Raw genomic sequence first — 19025 nt, 5'->3', positions numbered from 1 at the left:
CGGCCGGGAAACCCGTTGCACGCCAGCCATTAATTGTTTTAAATATTGGCGCAGTTAATGTGAATGGTCTGCATGGCGCACACGAACAGTGAATGGCATTCCCTTTCAGCGAAGGAAACGCTGGAACGGCTGTCGGTTTCATCCGCAGGCCTGGATGCGGGGGAAGCGGAGAAGCGCCTGCAGAAATCCGGCTTGAACGAATTGCCTGCAAAGAAAAAAATCAATCCGCTCAAAATACTGTTCGGGCAGTTCTCCAATTTCCTGGTGCTCATGCTCATTTTTGCCGCAATCGTTTCCTTTTTCATCGGCGAACAGTTCGACGCAATCGTCATTCTCGCAATCGTTGTGTTGAACGCCGCCCTCGGATTCGTGCAGGAATTCAAGGCGGAGAAGGCGATGGAAGCGTTGCAGAAGCTTGCCGCAGTGAAGGCAGTGGTTGTAAGGGACGGGAAAGAGCAGGAGATCGACGCGAAACTGCTTGTGCCCGGCGACATCGTCATTGTCAGGGAAGGCGAAAAGATTCCCGCTGACTGCAGGGTGCTAATGTCAGTGAACCTGCAGACGGACGAATCATCGCTGACAGGCGAGTCAACGCCCGTGCAGAAAACGGATGAAAAGGCTGCCCAAGGCGCGGCTGTCGCGGACAGGAAAAACATGCTTTTCATGAACACTGTTGCGACGTACGGCAGGGGCTCCGCAATTGTCGTTGCGACTGGCCAGGCAACCGAGTTCGGGAAAATCGCCCTGCTCATACAGGAAATCGAAGCGGAAAAAACGCCGCTCACGAAAAAGCTGGACGGCCTGGCGGAATTCCTTGGAAAGTCAGTGATTGCGATAATCGTTGCGCTGCTTGCAATAGATTTTGCAATCGGAACATTCGGCGCGGAATCGTTTCTGACTGCGATAGCGCTGGCGGTTGCGGCCGTGCCTGAAGGCCTGCCCGCGGTCGTGACAATTTCGCTTGCATTCGGCATGAAGGCAATGGCTGCAAGGAACGCGCTTGTCAGAAAAATCGTCGCGGTTGAAACGCTCGGCTCGACGACAGTGATCTGCTCGGACAAGACCGGAACGCTGACGAAAAACGAGCTGAACGTGAGAACGGTTTTCGCGGACAGGGAAACAATCGAAGTGCTTGCCGAACCCAAAGGCGAGAGCTTCCTTTCAGGCGGCGGTGAAATCGGAAAAGAAGAGTTCGGCGAAGGGCTCAGATTGCTGCTGAATGGCGCGGTGCTGTGCAACAATGCAAGCGCCGGGCGCGGTAACGGGAACATCGGCGACCCGACAGAAATAGCATTGCTGCTGATGGGCAGGAAGGCGGGCGTGGAGAAAGACGCTTTGACGGAATTCTCTTTTGAAACCGAGCTTGCGTTCGATTCGAACAGGAAACGCATGACATCGGTGTTCAGGCACAAAGGCGGAAGGATTGCGTTCATGAAAGGCAGCTTCGAGTCCGTGCTCTCGGTTTCGGAAAAGGTTCTTTCCGGAGGAAAGGAAAGCCCTGACAAAAAGCTTTTCCGCGAGCTTGAGGAAAAAAACGACGAGTTTGCGGCCGATGGAATGAGAGTGCTTGCCTTCGCCTACAGGCGGCTTGACGCGAAGGAAAAGGTTTCAGTCAAGGAAACGGAAAAGGGCATGACGCTTTTGGGCATAACCGGAATGATTGACATACCGCGGCAGGAGGCAAGGGAAGCGATTGCGGAATGCAGGAGCGCGGGCATCGACGTCAAGATGGTTACGGGCGACCACAAGCTTACAGCGGTTGCGATTGCAAGGGAATTAGGCATAATGGCGGAAGGCAAAATCGCTTTGAGCGGCGACGAGCTTGAAAAAATGTCCGACAGGGAGCTCAGGGAAAAAATCGGCAGGATAGCGGTCTTTGCAAGGGTATCGCCCGAGCACAAGCTGAGGATAGTCGACGCGCTCAAGGCGAACGGCCATGTCGTGGCAATGACCGGCGACGGAGTCAACGACGCGCCCGCGCTCAAAAAGGCGGACATAGGCATTTCAATGGGCATAACCGGAACGCATGTCGCAAAGGAAGCGAGCGACATGGTCATGCTCGACGACAACTTCTCGACAATAGTCAAGGCAATAGAGGAAGGAAGGAAAATTTATTCAAACATCAAAAATTTCGTGCGCTACCTTCTCGCTGCAAACGCCGGCGAAGTGCTTGTTGTGGGCGTTGCCACAATCGCGGGCTTTTTCGTGAAATCGTTCCCGATTCCCGTGCTGCCAATCCATTTGCTGTGGATAAACCTTGTCACGGACGGATTTCCGGCGCTGGCCCTGGGCAACGAGCCCCTTCATGAGGACGAAATGAAAAAAAAGCCGCGCGGCCCGAAAGAAGACATTCTGCACAAAATGAAACCCACAATAGCTGTTGCCGCAATACTGATGGCGGTTGCGGTGCTTGCAGGCTTCGCATACTACCTGCCGCAGGGCATTGAAAAGGCGCGCACAATCGCATTCACAATCTTCGTGCTCTTCGAACTGTTCTTCGTGTTCAATTGCAGGAGCGAAAACAAAACCTTCGCCGAAATGCCCCTGCTTTCAAACAAAAGCCTTTTGCTTGCGGTTGCGGTTTCATTCGCACTGCAACTTGCAGTGATTTACACTCCGCTCAGCGCATTCTTCAGGACAACGCCATTAGGCCTTGCGGACTGGGCAATCGTCATAACATTAAGCGCCTTGGGCCTGCTTGTGCCGTACATTGCAAGGCTGTTCGCGGGCAAAGCGTAAACCAACTGCCGCCGAAAAGCAAAAAAAACGCCTTTTTGGTTCAAACCTGAAAACGCAAACCAGACCCCGAAAAGGCGAAAAAAGGCAAAAAAGTGTGGTTTTAACCCGAAACGCCATAATACAATCCCCGAACCTGACGGAAAAGTATTTAAATAAAACTGCTTTATTAATAACGAAAATTCCGTTTCCGGATTGTGGTGGAGGTCAAAAACATGAAAGTTTCAAAGTATCTGATAGCACTCGCTATTCTGTTTTTTATGATTGCGTCGGCGCATGCGACTGCAAGCGCTTACGCGCAGGACAACAACGGCGCGATGTTCGCAAGCAGGGGCGAGGACTTCAACCTCATAGTTACCAACATTGACGCGGACTCAAACAGCTATTACTACTTTGTAAGGCTGTACTATCCGATGCGGAACGTATACCTTGACTTCAACAGTTCGGTCAGCGGCGGTACAACAACAGACTTCAACCTCACCATAAACGACGGAAACACCGCAGACCTCAATCAAATCGACAGAATAGTACGCAAAGTCACCGTAACCGAGGGCAGCTGCTCAAGCTATGGCTTCACGACAAGGTCCATGGACGTTATAGATGTCAATGACACCACAACAATAGCAAACAGCGGCACAAGAAGATTTGACGCTAACCTGACAATCCCGGGAGCAGCATGGAAAAACGAGGAAATCCTGGTGCAGGTCTGGAAGGCGCTTGTCACAACCGAAAACAGCGCGGCAACGTGCATACCGGACACGAATGGAATAGCAGGCTCTTACGCTGACGCAAACTTCCTGGTTGCGCCATACTTAAGGATTAATGCGGGAACGCCCGTTGGCCAGATTGACTCAAACATACTCGTGCAGGGCTACGGTTTCCCGGTTGACACTAACCAGGGAATACTTTTGAGATACGTTGACCATAACGGCTCGCAGTGGGACATAAACACTATAATAGATGTTAACTACATGCAGCCTTGGATTTTCGCTGACAGGAACATTCCCTCAGGTCCGACAGCGGCAGCATCGCTTGGCCTGAAAGACAAGGACGCAAACTATAACGATATGTTGGGATACTTCGAAAGCCAGAAATTCGTGACAACCGCAAGGCTTGCCGACTTCAACAAGTCAATAATCTTCCCGGATGCAAACGGAAACTTTGACGTAAACATCATCATACCGAGTTCAAGCGTTGTCACGCTCGGCTCAATCGGCGTAACGGACACGAACATCAATGCCCAATACCTTGGAACAGTATATCTTTCAACATTGGCTGACACCAACTCAATGCTTGTCGTCACGCCGAAACTGCAGTTTCCAACAGACGTGAACATAACTGTCCTTATCTGCGACAAGGACCTGAACCAGTCAAGTGCCCGCACATGTTATAGCGGCGACAGCAGGGCCTCGACAAAGACAAGGATGCCAATGCAGGATGCAATAGAGCATAAATATATTGACAACACGCAGGCGGTCAAGGGAATAATTGTCCAGTTCGGCGACCCCGCGACATCCACTGCAAGGGCGATTGTCATCAAAATGAATTCTGACATAAACTTTTCAAAAGGGGCGAACAGGAACTACACAAGCAACGGCATTTCAAACAACCGCAAGGACTTCAACTTCAACTCGGAGTCCTTCCCCGAATTCCAGATTGACGCGAACGTCTTCTGGTACTATGTGGTTACAGGAAACCCGAACATGCCTGTCATTGCAAGGAACAACAAGAAGTGCCCGGCAGGCATCTGCACAAACCAGGATGGAAGCACGCTGGCGGAATCGCACAGCGACACCCAAACCGGAGTGCAGACCTGGGCATACAATCCCGCAAGGGGCGACGGAAACTTCTCGTTCAGGGTAAGCACGTTTTCGGCTTACGCGATCTTCAACATTGACGCGAATCTGACTATCACCGCCAACCAGGCGTTCAGGAGCAGGAGAGTGGGCATGACTTCGGCGAATGCGGATGAGAACGCGAGTTTCACGTTCACTTTCGTTGACAGCAACGCCAGCGACCTTAATTCATGGGACGTCAACATAGTCACAGGAATATACCTGTCAAAGAACCCGGGCGATGGCAACCTGCTGCTGTTCAACGACACGAACACGTTGTCCGTTCTCGGTGGACAGTACGGCCTCACGCAGAGCGGCGCTACAACCGACTCGCAAAATGGCAGGGTTTACTGCACGGATTCGGACAGCAATGCGGCAACCGTCAATACATGCACAGTGGACTTCAATATAGCAAAAGTCCTCCCGGGCATGTACTACATTGACGTCAACTTAAGGCAATCCGACGGCAACTGGCTCATATTCTCAAGCCCGCTTGTCAGGATTAACCCGCCGGACATAAACATCGTTGACGTGAATTTCACGTTCGGCGCAAGGAACTTCGGCAACGACGCCAACGTTACTGCCAACGCGAGTGCGCCTGCATACGACAGGAACATTTCAGTGGACTTCAACGTGCATTTCCCAGTCAATGTTGACTGGAACAAGGCCGGAAGCATCACTGTAGGCGACTACAACAGCATACAAGACTACAACTTTGTTGTCTGGCTGTCGTCAACCGGAACCACAAGAGACATAAACATTGTTTCCTGGGACGCGAACGTCCTTAACAGGGACCAGAATTACAGATGGGATTATAACTCGGATTATAATGCAGGATCGAAACCAATTACACCAAGAATCAGGGGCAGCGGTCTGCGCTGCACTTATGGAGCATACAAGCAGGACACCAACTGCACTGTTGACTTCAACGCAGCCAACCTGTCCGCGGCAAGGTACTTTGTCATAGTCGAAGTGAATGCCACAAATATCGCTGGCCACATTCCAGACTATAACAGGTTCTCAGGCGGCCAGACCGGCGACATCAACAGGCTCGGCGACTGGAACAAGTCTGTCACGTCGATAATCATCAACGATTCGACGAACCCGACGGTCCAGATCAATTCGCCGGCTGCGGGAACGCAGGTGAATGCCGCATCCATAACCATTGACTTCAATGGAACGGATGTTGTCAGCGGAGTCGAAAAGTACTGGCTCAGCGAGGACAACACTACCTGGGTCGAAACTGCGAACAGGTCTTACACGTTCATATACAGCGGAATTCCGACTGGAACGAGTACATATTATGTGAAGGCCCAGGACTATTCGGACATTAACAGTGCCGTGACGTCCACGAATGTCGTGTTCGTGACCGGCGGAAGCAGCAGTTCGACGTCAAGTTCGAGCAGCACTTCCAGCGGCACGACGTCAAGCGGCACAACAACCACTTCGCCGCAGAGCACTGAAACAGTTGTCAGCGGTTCCACAACTGGAATGCCGACAGTCGAATCGGTGCAAAGCACGTTGTCAGAAGCGGGCATAACCGACGAGCAGGCGGTCGCAACGGCGGAGGACACCGCTTCCAAGATGGAAGTGACAAGGTCCCTGACGGTTGAGAAAACTTCCGGCGGCGGAAAGGCCACAACGTATTCCAGCACTATTGAGACGACAATCTCGAACACGACCGACAAGGACTGGAAGAACATTGAAATAATAGAGTTCGTGCCGAAAAGCGTGGCAATGACGGCTTCAAAGATAATCAACGCAAATTATGCGTTTGAAGTTGTCAAGGATGACCCGGTGCTGAAGTTTACGGTTCCGGAAGTCCTTGCAGGCGAATCGGTCACAATCAGCTACCAGGTCAGGTCAAGCCTGAACAAGGCGGTTTTGCAGGACTATTCTGCCCCGGCGGTAACAAGTGTCGTCGAGCAGGAGAACCTGTGCACCGGAGTCAGGTGCGCTGCGATAACCTGCCAGACAGCCAGCTGCAACAGGAATACGGGCCAGTGCGAATACAGCACTGCGCTTGATGGAACCTGGTGTGAGGATGGCAAGGTCTGCAAGGCAGGCACATGCGCAGCTGAGCAGGCGCCAGTTGCTGGAAAGCCAAGCGCGCCGGCACCGAAGCAGGACAACACCGGCCTGATTGCGGGCATCGCAGTCATAGTCATTGTCCTGGTCGCGGGATACCTCTACATCAGAGGGGGTAAAAAAAAAACTACCCTAAGCTCAGCTACCCGTAAATAAAAGCTGAAATTTTGAAAAAAGTGCCCTGAAGAAGGGCACATTTCTTCTTTTTTTATTTTTTTTGCAATAGCACAGCGTAGCCCAGTTCCCTTCCGTCTTGAAGGCGCACGGTTTTTACCTGGGCAACGTTAAAACCTGCAATCCCAAAATACGATTTTACCGCGAGCCCGTTCGGGAAAAGGCGCTTGTTGTCCACAACCGTGCGTTCAAATGCCGAAACTATGGCGCGGATTCCTTTAATATTGTGTTCAGTGCGCTCAATTGCACTTGGCTTTCCGGCCCTTACTTCGTTAAAATAATGCCGGAACGCCATTCTTGCCGTTGGTGATGCCAGGGTTTCGTCTGTCCCGAGAGCGGCGGCATCAGAGAGCGCGGCATCAGCGGTTTCATATTCGTTGCCGCGAATGCGTTCAAGGAAAGTGACCATTGCAGAGTTTGACCTTATGATTCCTTCAAGCTGCCTGACATAAACCGAGCCCGGCTTGTGCAGCAACAGAACCGCTTTTCCGCCAGGGGCAAGCGCCCTTCTAATTTCGCGCACGGCTTTTTCCCGGTTTGCATATTCAAGAGCATAAGCCGAGAGGACTGTGTCAAAAGAGCCTTTTGCGAATGGCAGGGCCTCGGCAATGCCCCTGACGGCAAACTGCGGCACCTGGTGCGGCAACTGCCGAACGGATGTGGGTTCAAGCGAAATGACTTTTATGCCCGGACCGCGGAGGCCGGAAGTGATGCGCCCCTCGCCGGCTCCGACGTCAAGCAACATGCGGTGCTGCCTGCCCCGCATGGCTTCGGCGAGCATTTCCCTTGCAGCCAGCAAATCCGGATTCGAATCAGGGTACTGGGGGCTTCTTAACCCGGCATCGTGGATTTTTTCCCATGCCGGGACGTGTGCGCCGTCACGCAGCGGTTCACGCCGGTTTTGATGCGGCGGATTCCTGCCGCCGCTCCGATTAGTCGCCATTACAAAAGCCTATTGAAGAAACCGGTATTTATTACTTTTTCAGGAATTCCGTTTTCTGCCGAAAAACTGGCAAGGCTTTTATTCTTTTGTTTCCCGCTTTTTTTGTTCGTTATGCCTGAATCGGCGAATGCTTTCGCAAGGCTTGGCTGGAAGGTTCTGGCAAGGGAGTGCTTTGACATTGAAAGGATTATTGCAAAGCGGCCAAATTGCGAGATTCTGAGGCTGCGCAATGGAAGCATGGTTTATTTTGCGTTGTCCGTGCCGCCGCTGAATTGCCTTGAAGCAGGCTTTTTGGCCGATGCTTTGGAGCTTTTCCGTTCGCATGCCGATGCATTGGACGGAAGGACTTTGCTTGAAAAAAGCGATGCGGTTGCGGATTTCCTGAGGCAGTATTGCATTGCCAACCTTGTTTCGCTCGACTCCGAGCAGGTGCATGCGTACATTGAAATCCTGAAAAGCTGCATTCTCGGATTCGGCGTGCTTGATGTTCTGTTCAATGACCATGAAATAGAGGAGATTGCGGTGGCAGGCACCGGAGAAAACAATCCCGTGAGGGCGTTCCACTCGGTTTTCGGATGGCTTGAATGCAATTTTTTCGTTTCGACTGCTGAGAGGGCAGTGGAGCTTGCGAACCGCATGGCTCTCGGCATCGGAAGGCGCATCACGCTTGAAACCCCGAGGCTGAACGCGAATCTTCCGGACGGTTGCAGGCTGAACGTTGTGGCTGAACCGTTGTGCCTGAACGGGGTTTCGATTACGGTGAGAAAGTTCAGGGAGAAGCCTTTCACTCCGGAAGAATTGTGCCGGAATGGCACTGCCAGCGCCGAGGCAATGGCTTTTTTGTGGCTTGCAATGCAGACCGACCTGTCAGTCATTGTGGCGGGAAACACCGGCAGCGGGAAAACCACGACCTTGAACGCATTGTTTTATTTTGTGCCCCTGCAGGAAAGGATTGCATTGCTGGAGGAGACGCCTGAAATAAGGGTTCCGCACAGGCACGTCGTGAGGCTTGTCGCAAGGCCCGAGCTCGGCTTTGGAATGAATGCCCTCATAGTTGAAACTTTGCGCATGCGGCCCGACCGCGTCATAGTGGGCGAGATGCGGAATTCCGAGGAAGCGAACGCTTTTGTGGACACTATGCTTGCTGGACAGGGCAGGGGAAGTTATGCGACATTTCACGGCCAGTCCGGCCAGGAAACATTGAACCGGCTCAAAAATCTTGGCGTCAATGAAATGGACCTGGGTTCGATTGGCGTGATTGTAGTGCAGCGCAGGTGGAATTCGTTTCATCCGGGCGGCGTGAAGGAGGAAAGGCGCATAACCGAAATCTGCGAGGTCTGCCTGAAAGGCGGGAAGGCGTCTGCGAAAAAGGTTTTCGGCTTCGATTACGCAAGGCGGCGGCTCGTGAAATGCGGTGGGGGAAAAGGCATTCTTGAAAAGGCGGAGAAAAGTTTTGCCGGCTTGGAGGGCGGGGCGAAGGCCGCACTCAAAAGGAAGGCAGCCGGGCTTGGAGGGAAGGCGGTTGTGAAGGATGCTGCAGACATCGGAGCCGGAGATGATTTGGAATGAAAGCCCTGCATGCCGGCGTGCAAAAACGGTTCGCATTGCTTTGCGTTGAAACCGAAAAAAGGCTTTTCGCGGCCGGAAACGAGAGGCCGGATGCCAAGGCGTTTTTTGCGCGGAATGCGAAATCGTCGGCGCTGGCCGGATTGTTTGCGTGGCTTTTGGCGGGATTGTACCTGAAAAGCGCTGTGCTTGGATTGGGTGCAATGCTTGCCGCCGGTGCATTGGCATTCGTGTTCCTTTCTTTTGTCGAACCGGCAGGGGCGGGGAAAAGGCGAAGCCAGCTTGTCGAAAGCCAGCTTCCGTTCGCGTTGAACGATTTTGCCGTCGAGCTGTCCCTCGGCCTGGCGTTCGAGAAATGCGCGGAAAACGTTTCCAACAGGAATTATGGAATTGTGTCCAGGGAGTTTTCAAGGCTGCTTGCAGAGACAAGGCATAAGGGAAAAGGCATGCGGAATGCATTGTTCGATTTGGGCAACAGGTTTTCGTCAAGGAGCCTCAGGCGCGCGTGCGCACAGCTTGCGTTCGCGTACAATTCCGGTTCTCCGGCGGAATCAGCCGGGGCAATCAGGCGCGTTTCCTCGGAAATCCTGTCAAGGCAGAGGGCGCAGGCGAAAGAATTTTCGGCAAAGCTTGCAATGCTGTCGCTTGTCTTTGTCGTTGTCTCCGCGATTGTTCCGGCAATGTTCTTGGTGTTCGTGATTGTGGGCAGCGCGTTTTTGAAAGTCTCGTTTTCTCCGATGCAGGTTTTGCTCGCCTGCATTGCGGGCTTTCCACTGCTCGACATGGCGGTATTCCTTTTCGTGAAAAGCCAGGCGCCGGCGTTCATGCAATAGGCGGAAAACTGAAAACTGGCTGGTGGAATGCTTGCGGCTGGAAAAATTTTTTGAAACCGTTTTTGGAAAGCGTGCAATGCGCTCGTTTTGCGGAAAACTGCTTTGCGTGAAAGGCAGAACCTTTGAATCGTTTGTTTCGGAAAACCTGCTTTCAGGCGCGGGCCTTGCGGCCGCGTTTTTCGGAGTGCTGTTTTTGCTGAAACTTCCAGCCGGGCACATTCTGTTTGCTTGCATTGCATTGCTTTTCGTGCCGCTCGCATCAAGGTCGTTTGCCGTGCTTTACCGGTTCGGCGTCAGGCGCCGGGCAATGGAGGAAATGATTCCGGACCTGCTTTTGCAGGCATCGGTTTTCCCGCCTAAAACGCCAATGGCAAAAACCCTTGAAGCGTTCGCTTCCGAGGAATTCGGCGGGCTTGGAAAGGAGTTCGGGAAATGCGCCGCAGGAATAACCGCGGGAAAAAGCGTTGCGCAGGCGTTCGCGGATTTTTCGGAGAGGGCGGACAGCGCAATCGCGGACCGGGCTTTGAACCTTTTGCTGCACGGCTATGAAAGCGGCGCCGACATGTCAGCCGTGTTCCGGGAAACCGCCGAGGATTTGCTTGAAACCGCTTCCGCTTTCAGGGAACGGCAGGCGGGCCTTTTAGTCCAAAAATATACCCTGCTTTTTGCCGGCGCAATTATAGTTCCGGCCATTCTTGGCATGATAATTTCGATGGTGTCTGGAATGCATTTTTCGGAGTTCGCGGAATTCGGCTTAGGCGTTCCGGCGGAGCAGAGGAAACAATTGTTTGACGCCGCGGTTCTCGGCAGCCAGGCGTACATTGCCGAGTATGCCATTCTTGCCTCCGCATTCCTCGGATTCCAGGAAAAGGACTGGAAGAAAGGCTGTTTGTATGCTGCGTTCATGCTTCCGGCGGGCTTTCTTGCGTATTTTGCGGCAGGCATGTTCTTTTGAGTTTCTCAACGCGCAACAGCGCGCAGCTCCATGCGAATGAAATGAGCATGGGCATCGGACCAGCCGGATAAAACGCAGGGGTTGCACCCCTTGCAAAACCCCGGACGCTTTAATGGAATACTCGGCATATTGCGTAGCAATATGCCTTGGTTTCGGCACGCGCGGTCGAAAACGCGCCCGGACGTGACGGCGAGCCGGACGAAACCGGCGAAAAAAACATAAATTAAAAAACACTGAAACTCTTCTTATATTGTGATTTCCCTTGGCTGAATCGAAAAAGTATTGGGTTGAATTTGTTGAAAAAGGCGAGCATAACCTTTCAGGTTATACACTCATTGAGGGCTTTCCCGGCATGGGCCTTGTCGGCACGATTGCCGCGAAATACCTTGTCGAAAAGCTTGATTTCGAGCAGATCGGGTTCGTGGATTCCAACGCGTTCGTTCCGATCATCAGGATTCACGGCGGCAGGCCCGTGCACCCGTCGAGGCTTTACGTCAACGACAGGAAAAAGCTTGCAGTGATCATTGCAGAGCAGCTCATTCCGCAGAACCTTGTCTGGATTTTTGCCAGGGAACTCGTGGACTGGATCGAGGGCAAGGGCATTGAAAGAGTGGTTTCCCTTGCCGGCATAAAGACCGAGGAAGAGGAAAAGGAAAAAATCTACGGCATAGCCTCGAATGCCAGGGCAAAGGATTTCCTGGAAAAAAACGGCGTTGAAATCATAAACGAGGGCATCACGACCGGCGTGAATGCGCTCATAATGCTTGATCTGATGGACAAGGACATCCAGGCAGTCTCACTTCTCGGCAGGGTCCAGATTTCCGCGGACTACAAGGCTGCCGCGGTATTGCTGAAAAAGCTTGACGAAATGTCCGGACTGGGGCTTGACATCGCTCCCCTGCTCAAGGAGGCGAAGGAAACGGAGAAGGCTTTGCTCTCGCACCTTGGCGCAATGAAAAAAACGGGCGATGAAATAAAAAAGCTTGAGGACAAGACAGTGCAGACGCCGATGTTCTCGTGAACAGAAAGACTGGTGAATCCGATGGCATTGCGCATTAGATTTGGAAGAAGGAAGCCCGCTGAAAAGCCTCTGCGGTTCTTGGCGGAAAAAAGGAAAAGCGAGCCGAAAAAAGGCAGGCCGGAAGAAAGGAACTTCAACTTTTTCGGCAGGAAGTTTGAAAGCGCCGAAAGCTACAATCGGGAGCTTGAAGAAGCGGATGCTGAGCTTCAGAAAGCGGCTCTGGACGAACGCAAAAAAATCCTTGAGGAAAAACAGAAAGCGGGGGACGAGGAGGCGCCGAAAAGAAACGAGGAGACCGCAAGAAAGCAAATGAGGCTTCTTGCCACCCAGATAGAACAGCAGGAGAAAAGCATTGCAAAAATAGACGACATGATAACAAAGGTCAAAAAGTCAAATCCTACGTGGGAAGCCATCAAGGAATTTGGGCGGGGCTTCAATCCAATGCTCACAATTTTCAAGCCCGAAAAGAGCGAGCATGGAAAATTCTATCTCATCAGCCCGTGGAAACTGCCCATTAATTTTATCGGGATTTTTTTCCACAAGCCCGGGTTTTGGAAGCTAAGGAAGCTCAGAAGCATCAGGTCGCAAATGGTTGAAACTTACGACCGCATGACAAATGCGTTCAATGAGGGCAGGTCAAGCAGGGAAGGCACTCTGGCATTCAAGATTTCGGAAAAGCAACTCAGGGTTTACGCGCGGGCCGGAAGGCTTGGAAAGGTTCCGACGCCACCGCCAAAGCACGATGAGGGAAAAGAGGACAGGGAAGAAGGGTGAGTTTCAGTTTTACTGCCGGTCGGGAAAAACAGTTTTTCCGGCCGCGGAGTTTCCGGACAATCGCCCGCCCCATGCTTATTTTTCAAGCACGGCAATCATTTTTGCGAGCGCGTCAACGCTTCTTTTTGCATATTCTTCCGCGCGTTCCTTCGCCTGCTTTTCAGTCATGCCCGGCCCCGACACGCCCAATGAAACAGGCTTGTTGAACTCCAACTGCAAATCGTGGATTGTTTTTGCAAGCGCGGCCGCAATGATTTCATCGTGGGATGTTTCCCCGGTGATTATCGCGCCAAGCGTTGCGACGCCTTCAATGTCGCTTCGCTCAAGCAGGGCTTTTATCGCAAGGGGCATGTCGAATGCGCCCGGCACGCTTATGACGCGTTCCGCTTTGAGGCCGAGCTTTTGCGCGTATGCCTGCGCAGTGCCGAGCATTTTCGAAGTGATTGCGGAATTGAATTCGGAAACAACTATGCCGATCTTTTTCATCCAAACACCAGCCGCATTTTTACCAAAAAACAAACAAAATAAAAAAATCATTCGAGCCTGATGGGTTTTTCGTCGGCAAAGCCCTGCCTTCTCGCCGTGCCCGCCCTTTTTCTCATTGTTTGCGGCTCGAACAAAAGCCATAAAGCGTTGATTGCATGCCCTTTCGTCCTGTTTGCCATTATTTTTGCAAGCAGTCCGTCGTTTCCGGTTGCCTCGTCTTCGTGCACGAAAACCTCGAGAATGTGCCTGCCTGAAAGCAGTTGCACCGCCTGGATGCCGAGCGAGGCTTCGTGGCTGCACTGCTTGTCAACCGGCTTCGGCCCGGCCATTCCCAATGCAAGGACAATGTCGCAATTCTTTTCGTCGAAAAGCTTTTTGCACGCAACCGGCAAATCCTTTATGCCGGGAACGGTATACCGTTCAATGGAAATTTTTTTTCCCATTGCCTTTGCTCCGGAAAGCAGGGTTTTTTCGCAGAAAGAGCCCATGTCGGCCCTTGCAAAAGTCGTGTCCGCGATCCCTATGCGCTTCATTGCATGCACCCAGAATAATTGAAACAGTTCATTCGACGAGCACCCTGACTTTTGAGCCGTCCTTCAAGGAAAATTTTGTCCTCAGAAACCCTTTTGAAACTATCTCGACAACGCCCCCGCGCAACGATTTTTCGGGAAAGACAAGAATGCACGGCTCGGTTCCATTCAGCAGGGCGCGGTAGCATTTCAGGCCGCCGTGCCCGTGTTTGCCGGCGATTTCAACGCATTTTCCGCCGGCGATAGCGCGCTGCACTTCCGCATCGTCCGCGCGAATGTTAAGCGTTCCGGGAAAAGGCGAAAAGCCGAAACAGCCAAGCATTTCTGCTGCATAAAAATCTTTGGAGAGAAACGATTGCGCCTTCTGCATTCCCGAAACCACCGTGCCTTCAAATGCACGCGGCTCTTTTAGTTTTGCAGGCATATAAGGAAAAGGTTCGGCGGACAGGCTTAAAAAAATTGCTGTCAGCCCCCTTATGGTCCGGTGCGACGCGAAAAACGCGCCTGCACGAAAAGGAATGACAGCAGCAGCAATGCAATGAATGCAAACTGCATTGCCGCGGATTCCGGCAATGAGGGCAGGTTGAAGGGCGTGCCCGAACCCTTGTCGCCTATGTTCAGGTTCATTACGTTTCCGCCGGGCTGGCTTGAAACCGTGCCGTCGGGATTGGCCTGAGTCGTAACGCCCTGCTGCCTGAACGCGTCGCTCAACGGAATGAACTGGCCGTTTTCAGGATACCACAAGCCCTTGTCCGGATTGTAATAGAACGAGCCGTTCTTGCCTGTCGCGGAAAGCAGGGTTTCCGGCGCGCCGCCGTCAAACGTAACTTTCGGAATGCCGTTTTCCGCGGAAAAGCCGAGTGAGTGCGTCTGGCCGTCCGCAGTCTGTATCTGCACGCCGTCCGGCGTCTGCGTAATCGAAGATATGGGCGACTCATAGACCTCGCCCGTTGCCTTGTCAATTACCTTGAAATAGTCAACGCATTTGCCACCCTCAAGCTTGGAGTAAAGAATGAACCGCTTTTTGTCGGTGTCAAAGACCTGGAACGGCCCGAGCTTCTGAATGGACTGGTTGAACTGCTGGGTCTTGAAGGCCGCTAAGTCGGAGCCCTGCGTCGGCAGTGCCTCAAGGCTTATTGCAGGCTCGGAACAGCTCGTCAAAGGATTCTTCACGCTTTCCAATTTCGCCTTCAAACCGCTGACGTCCTTCTGGTCAAGAACGGCTTTTTCGTTGTGCCTCAGCCAGACAATCAACTGCTTTGTTTCAGGCTTCACAATGATTACGCCATTCTCAAATTGAATTGATTCAAGCAGGCCGACTCTCTTTTCGGAATCGCCCCTCAAAATGGTTTCGCGGTTGCCGAGAATGCCAGCTTTCGCATTCTGGCCGCTGACAATCTGCCTGGGCGTGCCCTCGGCAATTATCTGCTTGGCGGATGCGTCGGCGTGAATGTTCGGATGCGAGTCGGTTGCAATCGCAAGCGTTTTGCCGAAAACCTCGGAAAGGTTGTTCGAAGAAAGCCCGACGCCCGTCTGCTCCAGAACGCCTGCCTTGATGCAGTTCAGCACTGCCTGGTCCAAAACAACGGTGTCCGAGTTGAGGCCCATTTCAAACATCACGGCATTCGAGTCCGGCAAAGAAACCTTTGTTATGGTGTGCGGAATCTCCTCTGCCGGAACTTCGGAGTTCGTGGTTGCAAGCCGCACTATGTCCGGATTTGTCACGGTGGGCTGGCCGTTGACGGAAATCCGGCCGTTCGCAAAGTCTATGTCAAGAGTCGTGCCTGTCTTGGGGTCGACTATGACGCGCCTGCCATCGGTCTTGTACTTTGCCGGCGACAAAATGCCCTTGAACCAGAAATAAAACAGTTTTTTTCCCGACAGTTTTCCGGAAGAGCTTCCATCCATGCCCACAATCGCTTCGACAAAATCGTTTTTGGCCGCGTTTCCGACAAGGTCTTCTATCTTTCCCTTGAGCTCCTCGGCCTGCTTGCCGAGCAGGGAATCAGGATTGTTTGACAGCGAACCGAGAACCTGCTTTGTTCCCGAATCAATCATTTCACTGACCTTGTCGGTTGAAAGCTGTTCCGAGCTGGCGGTTTCCTTCTGCTCCTCTTTTTTCGGCACGGTGAAATGGATGTAATAGCCTTCCTCGGAGTCGACGCAGTCCGCAAGCTTCGGCGCGAGAACCGTCTGCTGCACGAGTGATGCGATTATGCCCGCTTCCCCTGCGCCCCAGAAACTGAAAATCGCGTAAGCCGCAGACTCTTCCAAGGCAAGCACCGCCCCGACTCTTGACGCGCTTTTTTCCTTGCCAATGCCTCCGACCCATCCCGCGGTCCAGCCCAAAGCGCCTTCCTTGATTGCGTCCGAGCATGTTTTCTTTTCCTGCATCGCCTTGACAAGGTCGATCGCGCCCCCCTCGATTTCAGAAGATTTGCCTTTCAGGTTAGCGTGATGCGCATACGATACAAGCGTAGTGCCTTTTTCCTTGGCGGCATTGCTCTGCGGGTTTTCAAGGATGTAGGCGTCAAACTTTTTGGTTACCGTGAACGCCGGGGAAAAAGTTTCAAGCTTTTCCGAGTTCAGGGAAACGCCGCAGCCCGGACATTCAGGCGGAGTCGAGGAATAGATTGCTATGTCCTCGACCTTGCCGCGCAGGGTGTTGCCGGTCACAGCATCATAAAGCTTTTTCACGGGATTGTACTTGTCCGAAACCTCGTTCAAAATGATCTTTATCGGCAGCTTGTTCAAAACCTGCACGAAAATGTCGCCCTGGTCCGAGCCCTCGTTTGAGAAGAAATCGATGTAGGCGTCGTCGAAAATCTTTTCGTCGCCGTGGTAGACTATGATGGAACTCCACGAATCGGGGAGCTGGTAGGCGGAGAGGCCCTCGAAGCCGAAGCCGCGCTTTGCCTGCCAGTAGCCGAACGGGTACAGCGTCCACTTTGCCCCGCCCTTAACGGAAAAGTATTCCTGCAAAACGTTCTTCTCGTTGGTGATGTACTTGTCAAGCAGCGAGAAATAGCGCCGGTCGACAAAGCCCTGCTCCATCAGCGACTGGTAGAGTTGGTCGGCGTTCTTGTTGAACAAGGAAATTGTCCTCGACTTCACGCGCGGGTGCAGCAGCTTGCCGGCAAAATCTTCCGGTGAAATTGCCTCTGCCTTTTCCCATCCGGCATCGTAAACCTTGACTGTTCCGGTCGAGGTTTCCTTGATGTAAGGCAAAGTGGTTTCGGTGAGGATTAGGTTTTCCCCCTTGTCGTTGACGACCATTTTGTCATGGAACAAAGGCAGGTTCTTTTCAAGGTCCTCTACATGCGCCTCTGTCGCTTGGCCTTTCGGCCCGACCCTGTAGAACTGCAATGCGCTTCGCCCGTCCGCCAGCTTGGAAACCTCGTAGGTGTTCAATCCGCTGCCCGCAAAAGACGACCAGTCGCCTTTGTCCATGAACGCCTTCTGTATCATGTCAATGTTTTTCGAGTCCTTGTTCAGCATCTGGTAGTGGCCGGAAAAATTCTCCTTGACCGCGACATCGTAGAGGCCCGCCATTGAATCACGCGTCCACCATTCCGGAACATCAAGATTGAGGAACTCGTCGTCGTTCTGCATGAGCCGGGCGGAAGTTTTCCCGAATTCAATCCTTGCCTGTATCTCGGCTTGCGTGCCTACTCCAGCGGCCTTTGCAATAGTTGTGTATTCCTCTTCCGCCGCGTTCCAGATTGCCTCCTTCCTTTTCGCGTAAGACTTGAGGTCCCTGACAATTTTTCCGAACTCGGATTTCTGCGTTGGGCTGAGCTTGTAATAGGCGCCGTCTTTCGGGTCGAAAATCTGCTTTGCCCAGCTCCTGAAACTCTGACCTTTCAACAGGTAATAGCCGCCGTCCCATCCGCCCTTGTTCTCCATCATCGGAACCCACAAATCATCGAGGCCGTGGGCGTATGCCCTCTGCTGCATCGCACCCGCTTTTAGCTGCGTGGGCAGGAATTCAAGGTCGAGGAATTTGGTGCGGATTTTCTGCAGGAGCTTGCTGTCCTCTATGTTCCACGGCCAGTTGCGCGTCATGGTCCAATTCATCATGTTGCGCGCAACGCCGAAAAGCGAAGGGCCGAAATTCGAAACCACGAGCTGCGAGGAAAACCAGCTGTTGTACATCTTGTCGAAAAAGCTGTAGCTGGAAATTATGCACGCAGCATTGTCGCAGTTTGTCTGCGTGGAAGCCGTGAACGAATCCGAAAGGATGCTGTTGGGAATCACGTCAAGCGGCTCGCGCTTGAAAAACCTGTACTTCAGGGATTTGACGCCGTCGGAAACGCCCGCAAGCAGGCTCTTGTCCTCATTTGAAACCGCTTTGTTCGCGTCCTGCGCATCCTGCAGCTGATTTAGCTGCTCGGGAGAAATTCCAGTCGACTGCGCGAAGTTGGCGCGCAACGCGTCATACTCGTCGTTTGAAATCTCGGCCGGCTTTTCCACGAAAATTGTCTTGAAATCGTCCCAGACATTGCGGAAATCTTCCTTTATGCCCGCACCTGAATTGCGGTAGGCAAGGTTTTTGCCCTGCAATGCGCAGTTCTCGTTCGAATCCTGGTCCTTGCACCTGCCCACGCGCAAAGTGTCGGACAGCACGAGGCCGAAAGCGAACGGCCCTGCAACAAACGAGTTGAGCAAATGCGCAGTCTCATCGGGGGAAATCTCCTGGCTTGGAACATTGCGCCTCACGGCATTGCTTCCCTCGCCGGTCGGCAAAACAAGCGTGTTCTGGTCCAGTTCTCCCCTGTCTTTTTTCGCGCCCGTGCCCGAAGAGAGTTCCTTGCCCTCGAAGCCGTTGTTAGTGGTGGCGTCCATCAGTTTTTGCAGTTCCTGCGGCGAAATCGATTCGGATGAGCAGGCAAACTGCGCTTGCGTGGTTGGTGCAAGGTTTGGTGTTGAAGCGTTCCCCGCGCTTCCAATGCTTCCGGGCGCATTTGCCTGTGCGCCTGCAGGCTGCGGCTGCGCGGCGGCAAAGGAAAAGTTGGCGCCGAGCATCAGGAAGACTGCAAAGAGCGAAAAAATCCTGTCAGCAAAATGTCGGCGCATGAAAATCC

General features: G+C 52.8%; 12 protein-coding genes. 7 read left to right on the top strand and 5 right to left on the bottom strand.

Annotation, left to right across the window (positions count from 1 at the left end; all coding sequences use genetic code 11):
- Positions 1-63 precede the first annotated feature (63 nt).
- Both HY394_01630 and HY394_01625 read left to right on the top strand, forming a co-directional pair.
- Positions 64-2739 (top strand): cation-translocating P-type ATPase, encoded by a 2676-nt coding sequence (locus HY394_01630; GenBank protein MBI4052716.1) that lies wholly within the window; start codon positions 64-66, stop codon positions 2737-2739.
- A gap of 194 nt (positions 2740-2933) precedes the next feature.
- Positions 2934-6815 (top strand): hypothetical protein, encoded by a 3882-nt coding sequence (locus HY394_01625; GenBank protein MBI4052715.1) that lies wholly within the window; start codon positions 2934-2936, stop codon positions 6813-6815.
- Positions 6816-6867: 52 nt separating this feature from the next.
- Here the strand turns inward: HY394_01625 and HY394_01620 are convergent, their stop codons facing one another.
- A complete protein-coding gene (locus HY394_01620; GenBank protein ID MBI4052714.1) occupies positions 6868-7776 on the bottom strand; it encodes a class I SAM-dependent methyltransferase in 909 nt (302 codons plus the stop codon).
- A gap of 111 nt (positions 7777-7887) precedes the next feature.
- Here HY394_01620 and HY394_01615 point away from each other — a divergent pair, with 111 nt between their 5' ends.
- The 5 genes from HY394_01615 to HY394_01595 all read left to right on the top strand — a co-directional run bounded on the left by HY394_01615 (position 7888) and on the right by HY394_01595 (position 12925).
- Positions 7888-9345: a type II/IV secretion system ATPase subunit gene (locus HY394_01615; GenBank protein ID MBI4052713.1), complete on the top strand. Its 1458-nt coding sequence runs from the start codon at positions 7888-7890 to the stop codon at positions 9343-9345.
- Positions 9342-10175, top strand: a complete 834-nt coding sequence (locus tag HY394_01610; protein MBI4052712.1) for a type II secretion system F family protein — start codon at positions 9342-9344, stop codon at positions 10173-10175. The genes HY394_01615 and HY394_01610 overlap by 4 nt, the downstream gene beginning before the upstream one ends.
- Before the next feature lie 76 nt (positions 10176-10251).
- The gene (locus tag HY394_01605; GenBank protein MBI4052711.1) at positions 10252-11130 is read left to right on the top strand and encodes a type II secretion system F family protein; all 879 of its coding nucleotides are present in this window, start codon (positions 10252-10254) and stop codon (positions 11128-11130) included.
- 262 nt (positions 11131-11392) lie between these two features.
- Positions 11393-12151 carry a proteasome assembly chaperone family protein gene (locus tag HY394_01600; GenBank protein MBI4052710.1) on the top strand — a complete coding sequence of 253 codons (759 nt, stop codon included), beginning with the start codon at positions 11393-11395 and terminating at the stop codon, positions 12149-12151.
- A 21-nt stretch (positions 12152-12172) separates the two neighbouring features.
- Positions 12173-12925, top strand: a complete 753-nt coding sequence (locus tag HY394_01595; protein ID MBI4052709.1) for a hypothetical protein — start codon at positions 12173-12175, stop codon at positions 12923-12925.
- Between the two features lie 75 nt (positions 12926-13000).
- Here HY394_01595 and HY394_01590 read toward each other — a convergent pair whose 3' ends face one another.
- From HY394_01590 to HY394_01575, 4 genes are read right to left on the bottom strand one after another with little or no spacing between them, the layout of a single operon-like run.
- A complete protein-coding gene (locus tag HY394_01590) occupies positions 13001-13411 on the bottom strand; it encodes a 6,7-dimethyl-8-ribityllumazine synthase (protein ID MBI4052708.1) in 411 nt (136 codons plus the stop codon).
- A gap of 47 nt (positions 13412-13458) precedes the next feature.
- Positions 13459-13944, bottom strand: coding sequence for a riboflavin synthase (locus HY394_01585; GenBank protein ID MBI4052707.1), 486 nt, complete (start codon positions 13942-13944; stop codon positions 13459-13461).
- A gap of 28 nt (positions 13945-13972) precedes the next feature.
- A complete protein-coding gene (locus HY394_01580) occupies positions 13973-14365 on the bottom strand; it encodes a DUF120 domain-containing protein (GenBank protein MBI4052706.1) in 393 nt (130 codons plus the stop codon).
- Positions 14366-14415: 50 nt separating this feature from the next.
- Complete coding sequence (locus tag HY394_01575) at positions 14416-19017, bottom strand: hypothetical protein (GenBank protein ID MBI4052705.1); 4602 nt, start codon at positions 19015-19017, stop codon at positions 14416-14418.
- Between the last annotated feature and the right edge of the window lie 8 nt (positions 19018-19025).

This window comes from Candidatus Diapherotrites archaeon, from assembly GCA_016205145.1.
In the GTDB taxonomy this organism is placed as follows: domain Archaea; phylum Iainarchaeota; class Iainarchaeia; order Iainarchaeales; family JACQJH01; genus JACQJH01.
The sequence above is the reverse complement of the archived record's forward strand: the minus strand, read 5'-3'. Positions and strand labels throughout refer to the sequence as shown.

Coding starts and splice junctions, on each gene's coding strand:
- HY394_01630 (MBI4052716.1), top strand. CDS start 64: ATGGTCTGCATGGCGCACACGAACAGTGAATGGCATTCCCTTTCAGCG.
- HY394_01620 (MBI4052714.1), bottom strand. CDS start 7,776: ATGGCGACTAATCGGAGCGGCGGCAGGAATCCGCCGCATCAAAACCGG.
- HY394_01615 (MBI4052713.1), top strand. CDS start 7,888: ATGCCTGAATCGGCGAATGCTTTCGCAAGGCTTGGCTGGAAGGTTCTG.
- HY394_01610 (MBI4052712.1), top strand. CDS start 9,342: ATGAAAGCCCTGCATGCCGGCGTGCAAAAACGGTTCGCATTGCTTTGC.
- HY394_01605 (MBI4052711.1), top strand. CDS start 10,252: ATGCGCTCGTTTTGCGGAAAACTGCTTTGCGTGAAAGGCAGAACCTTT.
- HY394_01595 (MBI4052709.1), top strand. CDS start 12,173: ATGGCATTGCGCATTAGATTTGGAAGAAGGAAGCCCGCTGAAAAGCCT.
- HY394_01590 (MBI4052708.1), bottom strand. CDS start 13,411: ATGAAAAAGATCGGCATAGTTGTTTCCGAATTCAATTCCGCAATCACT.
- HY394_01585 (MBI4052707.1), bottom strand. CDS start 13,944: ATGAAGCGCATAGGGATCGCGGACACGACTTTTGCAAGGGCCGACATG.
- HY394_01580 (MBI4052706.1), bottom strand. CDS start 14,365: ATGCCTGCAAAACTAAAAGAGCCGCGTGCATTTGAAGGCACGGTGGTT.
- HY394_01575 (MBI4052705.1), bottom strand. CDS start 19,017: ATGCGCCGACATTTTGCTGACAGGATTTTTTCGCTCTTTGCAGTCTTC.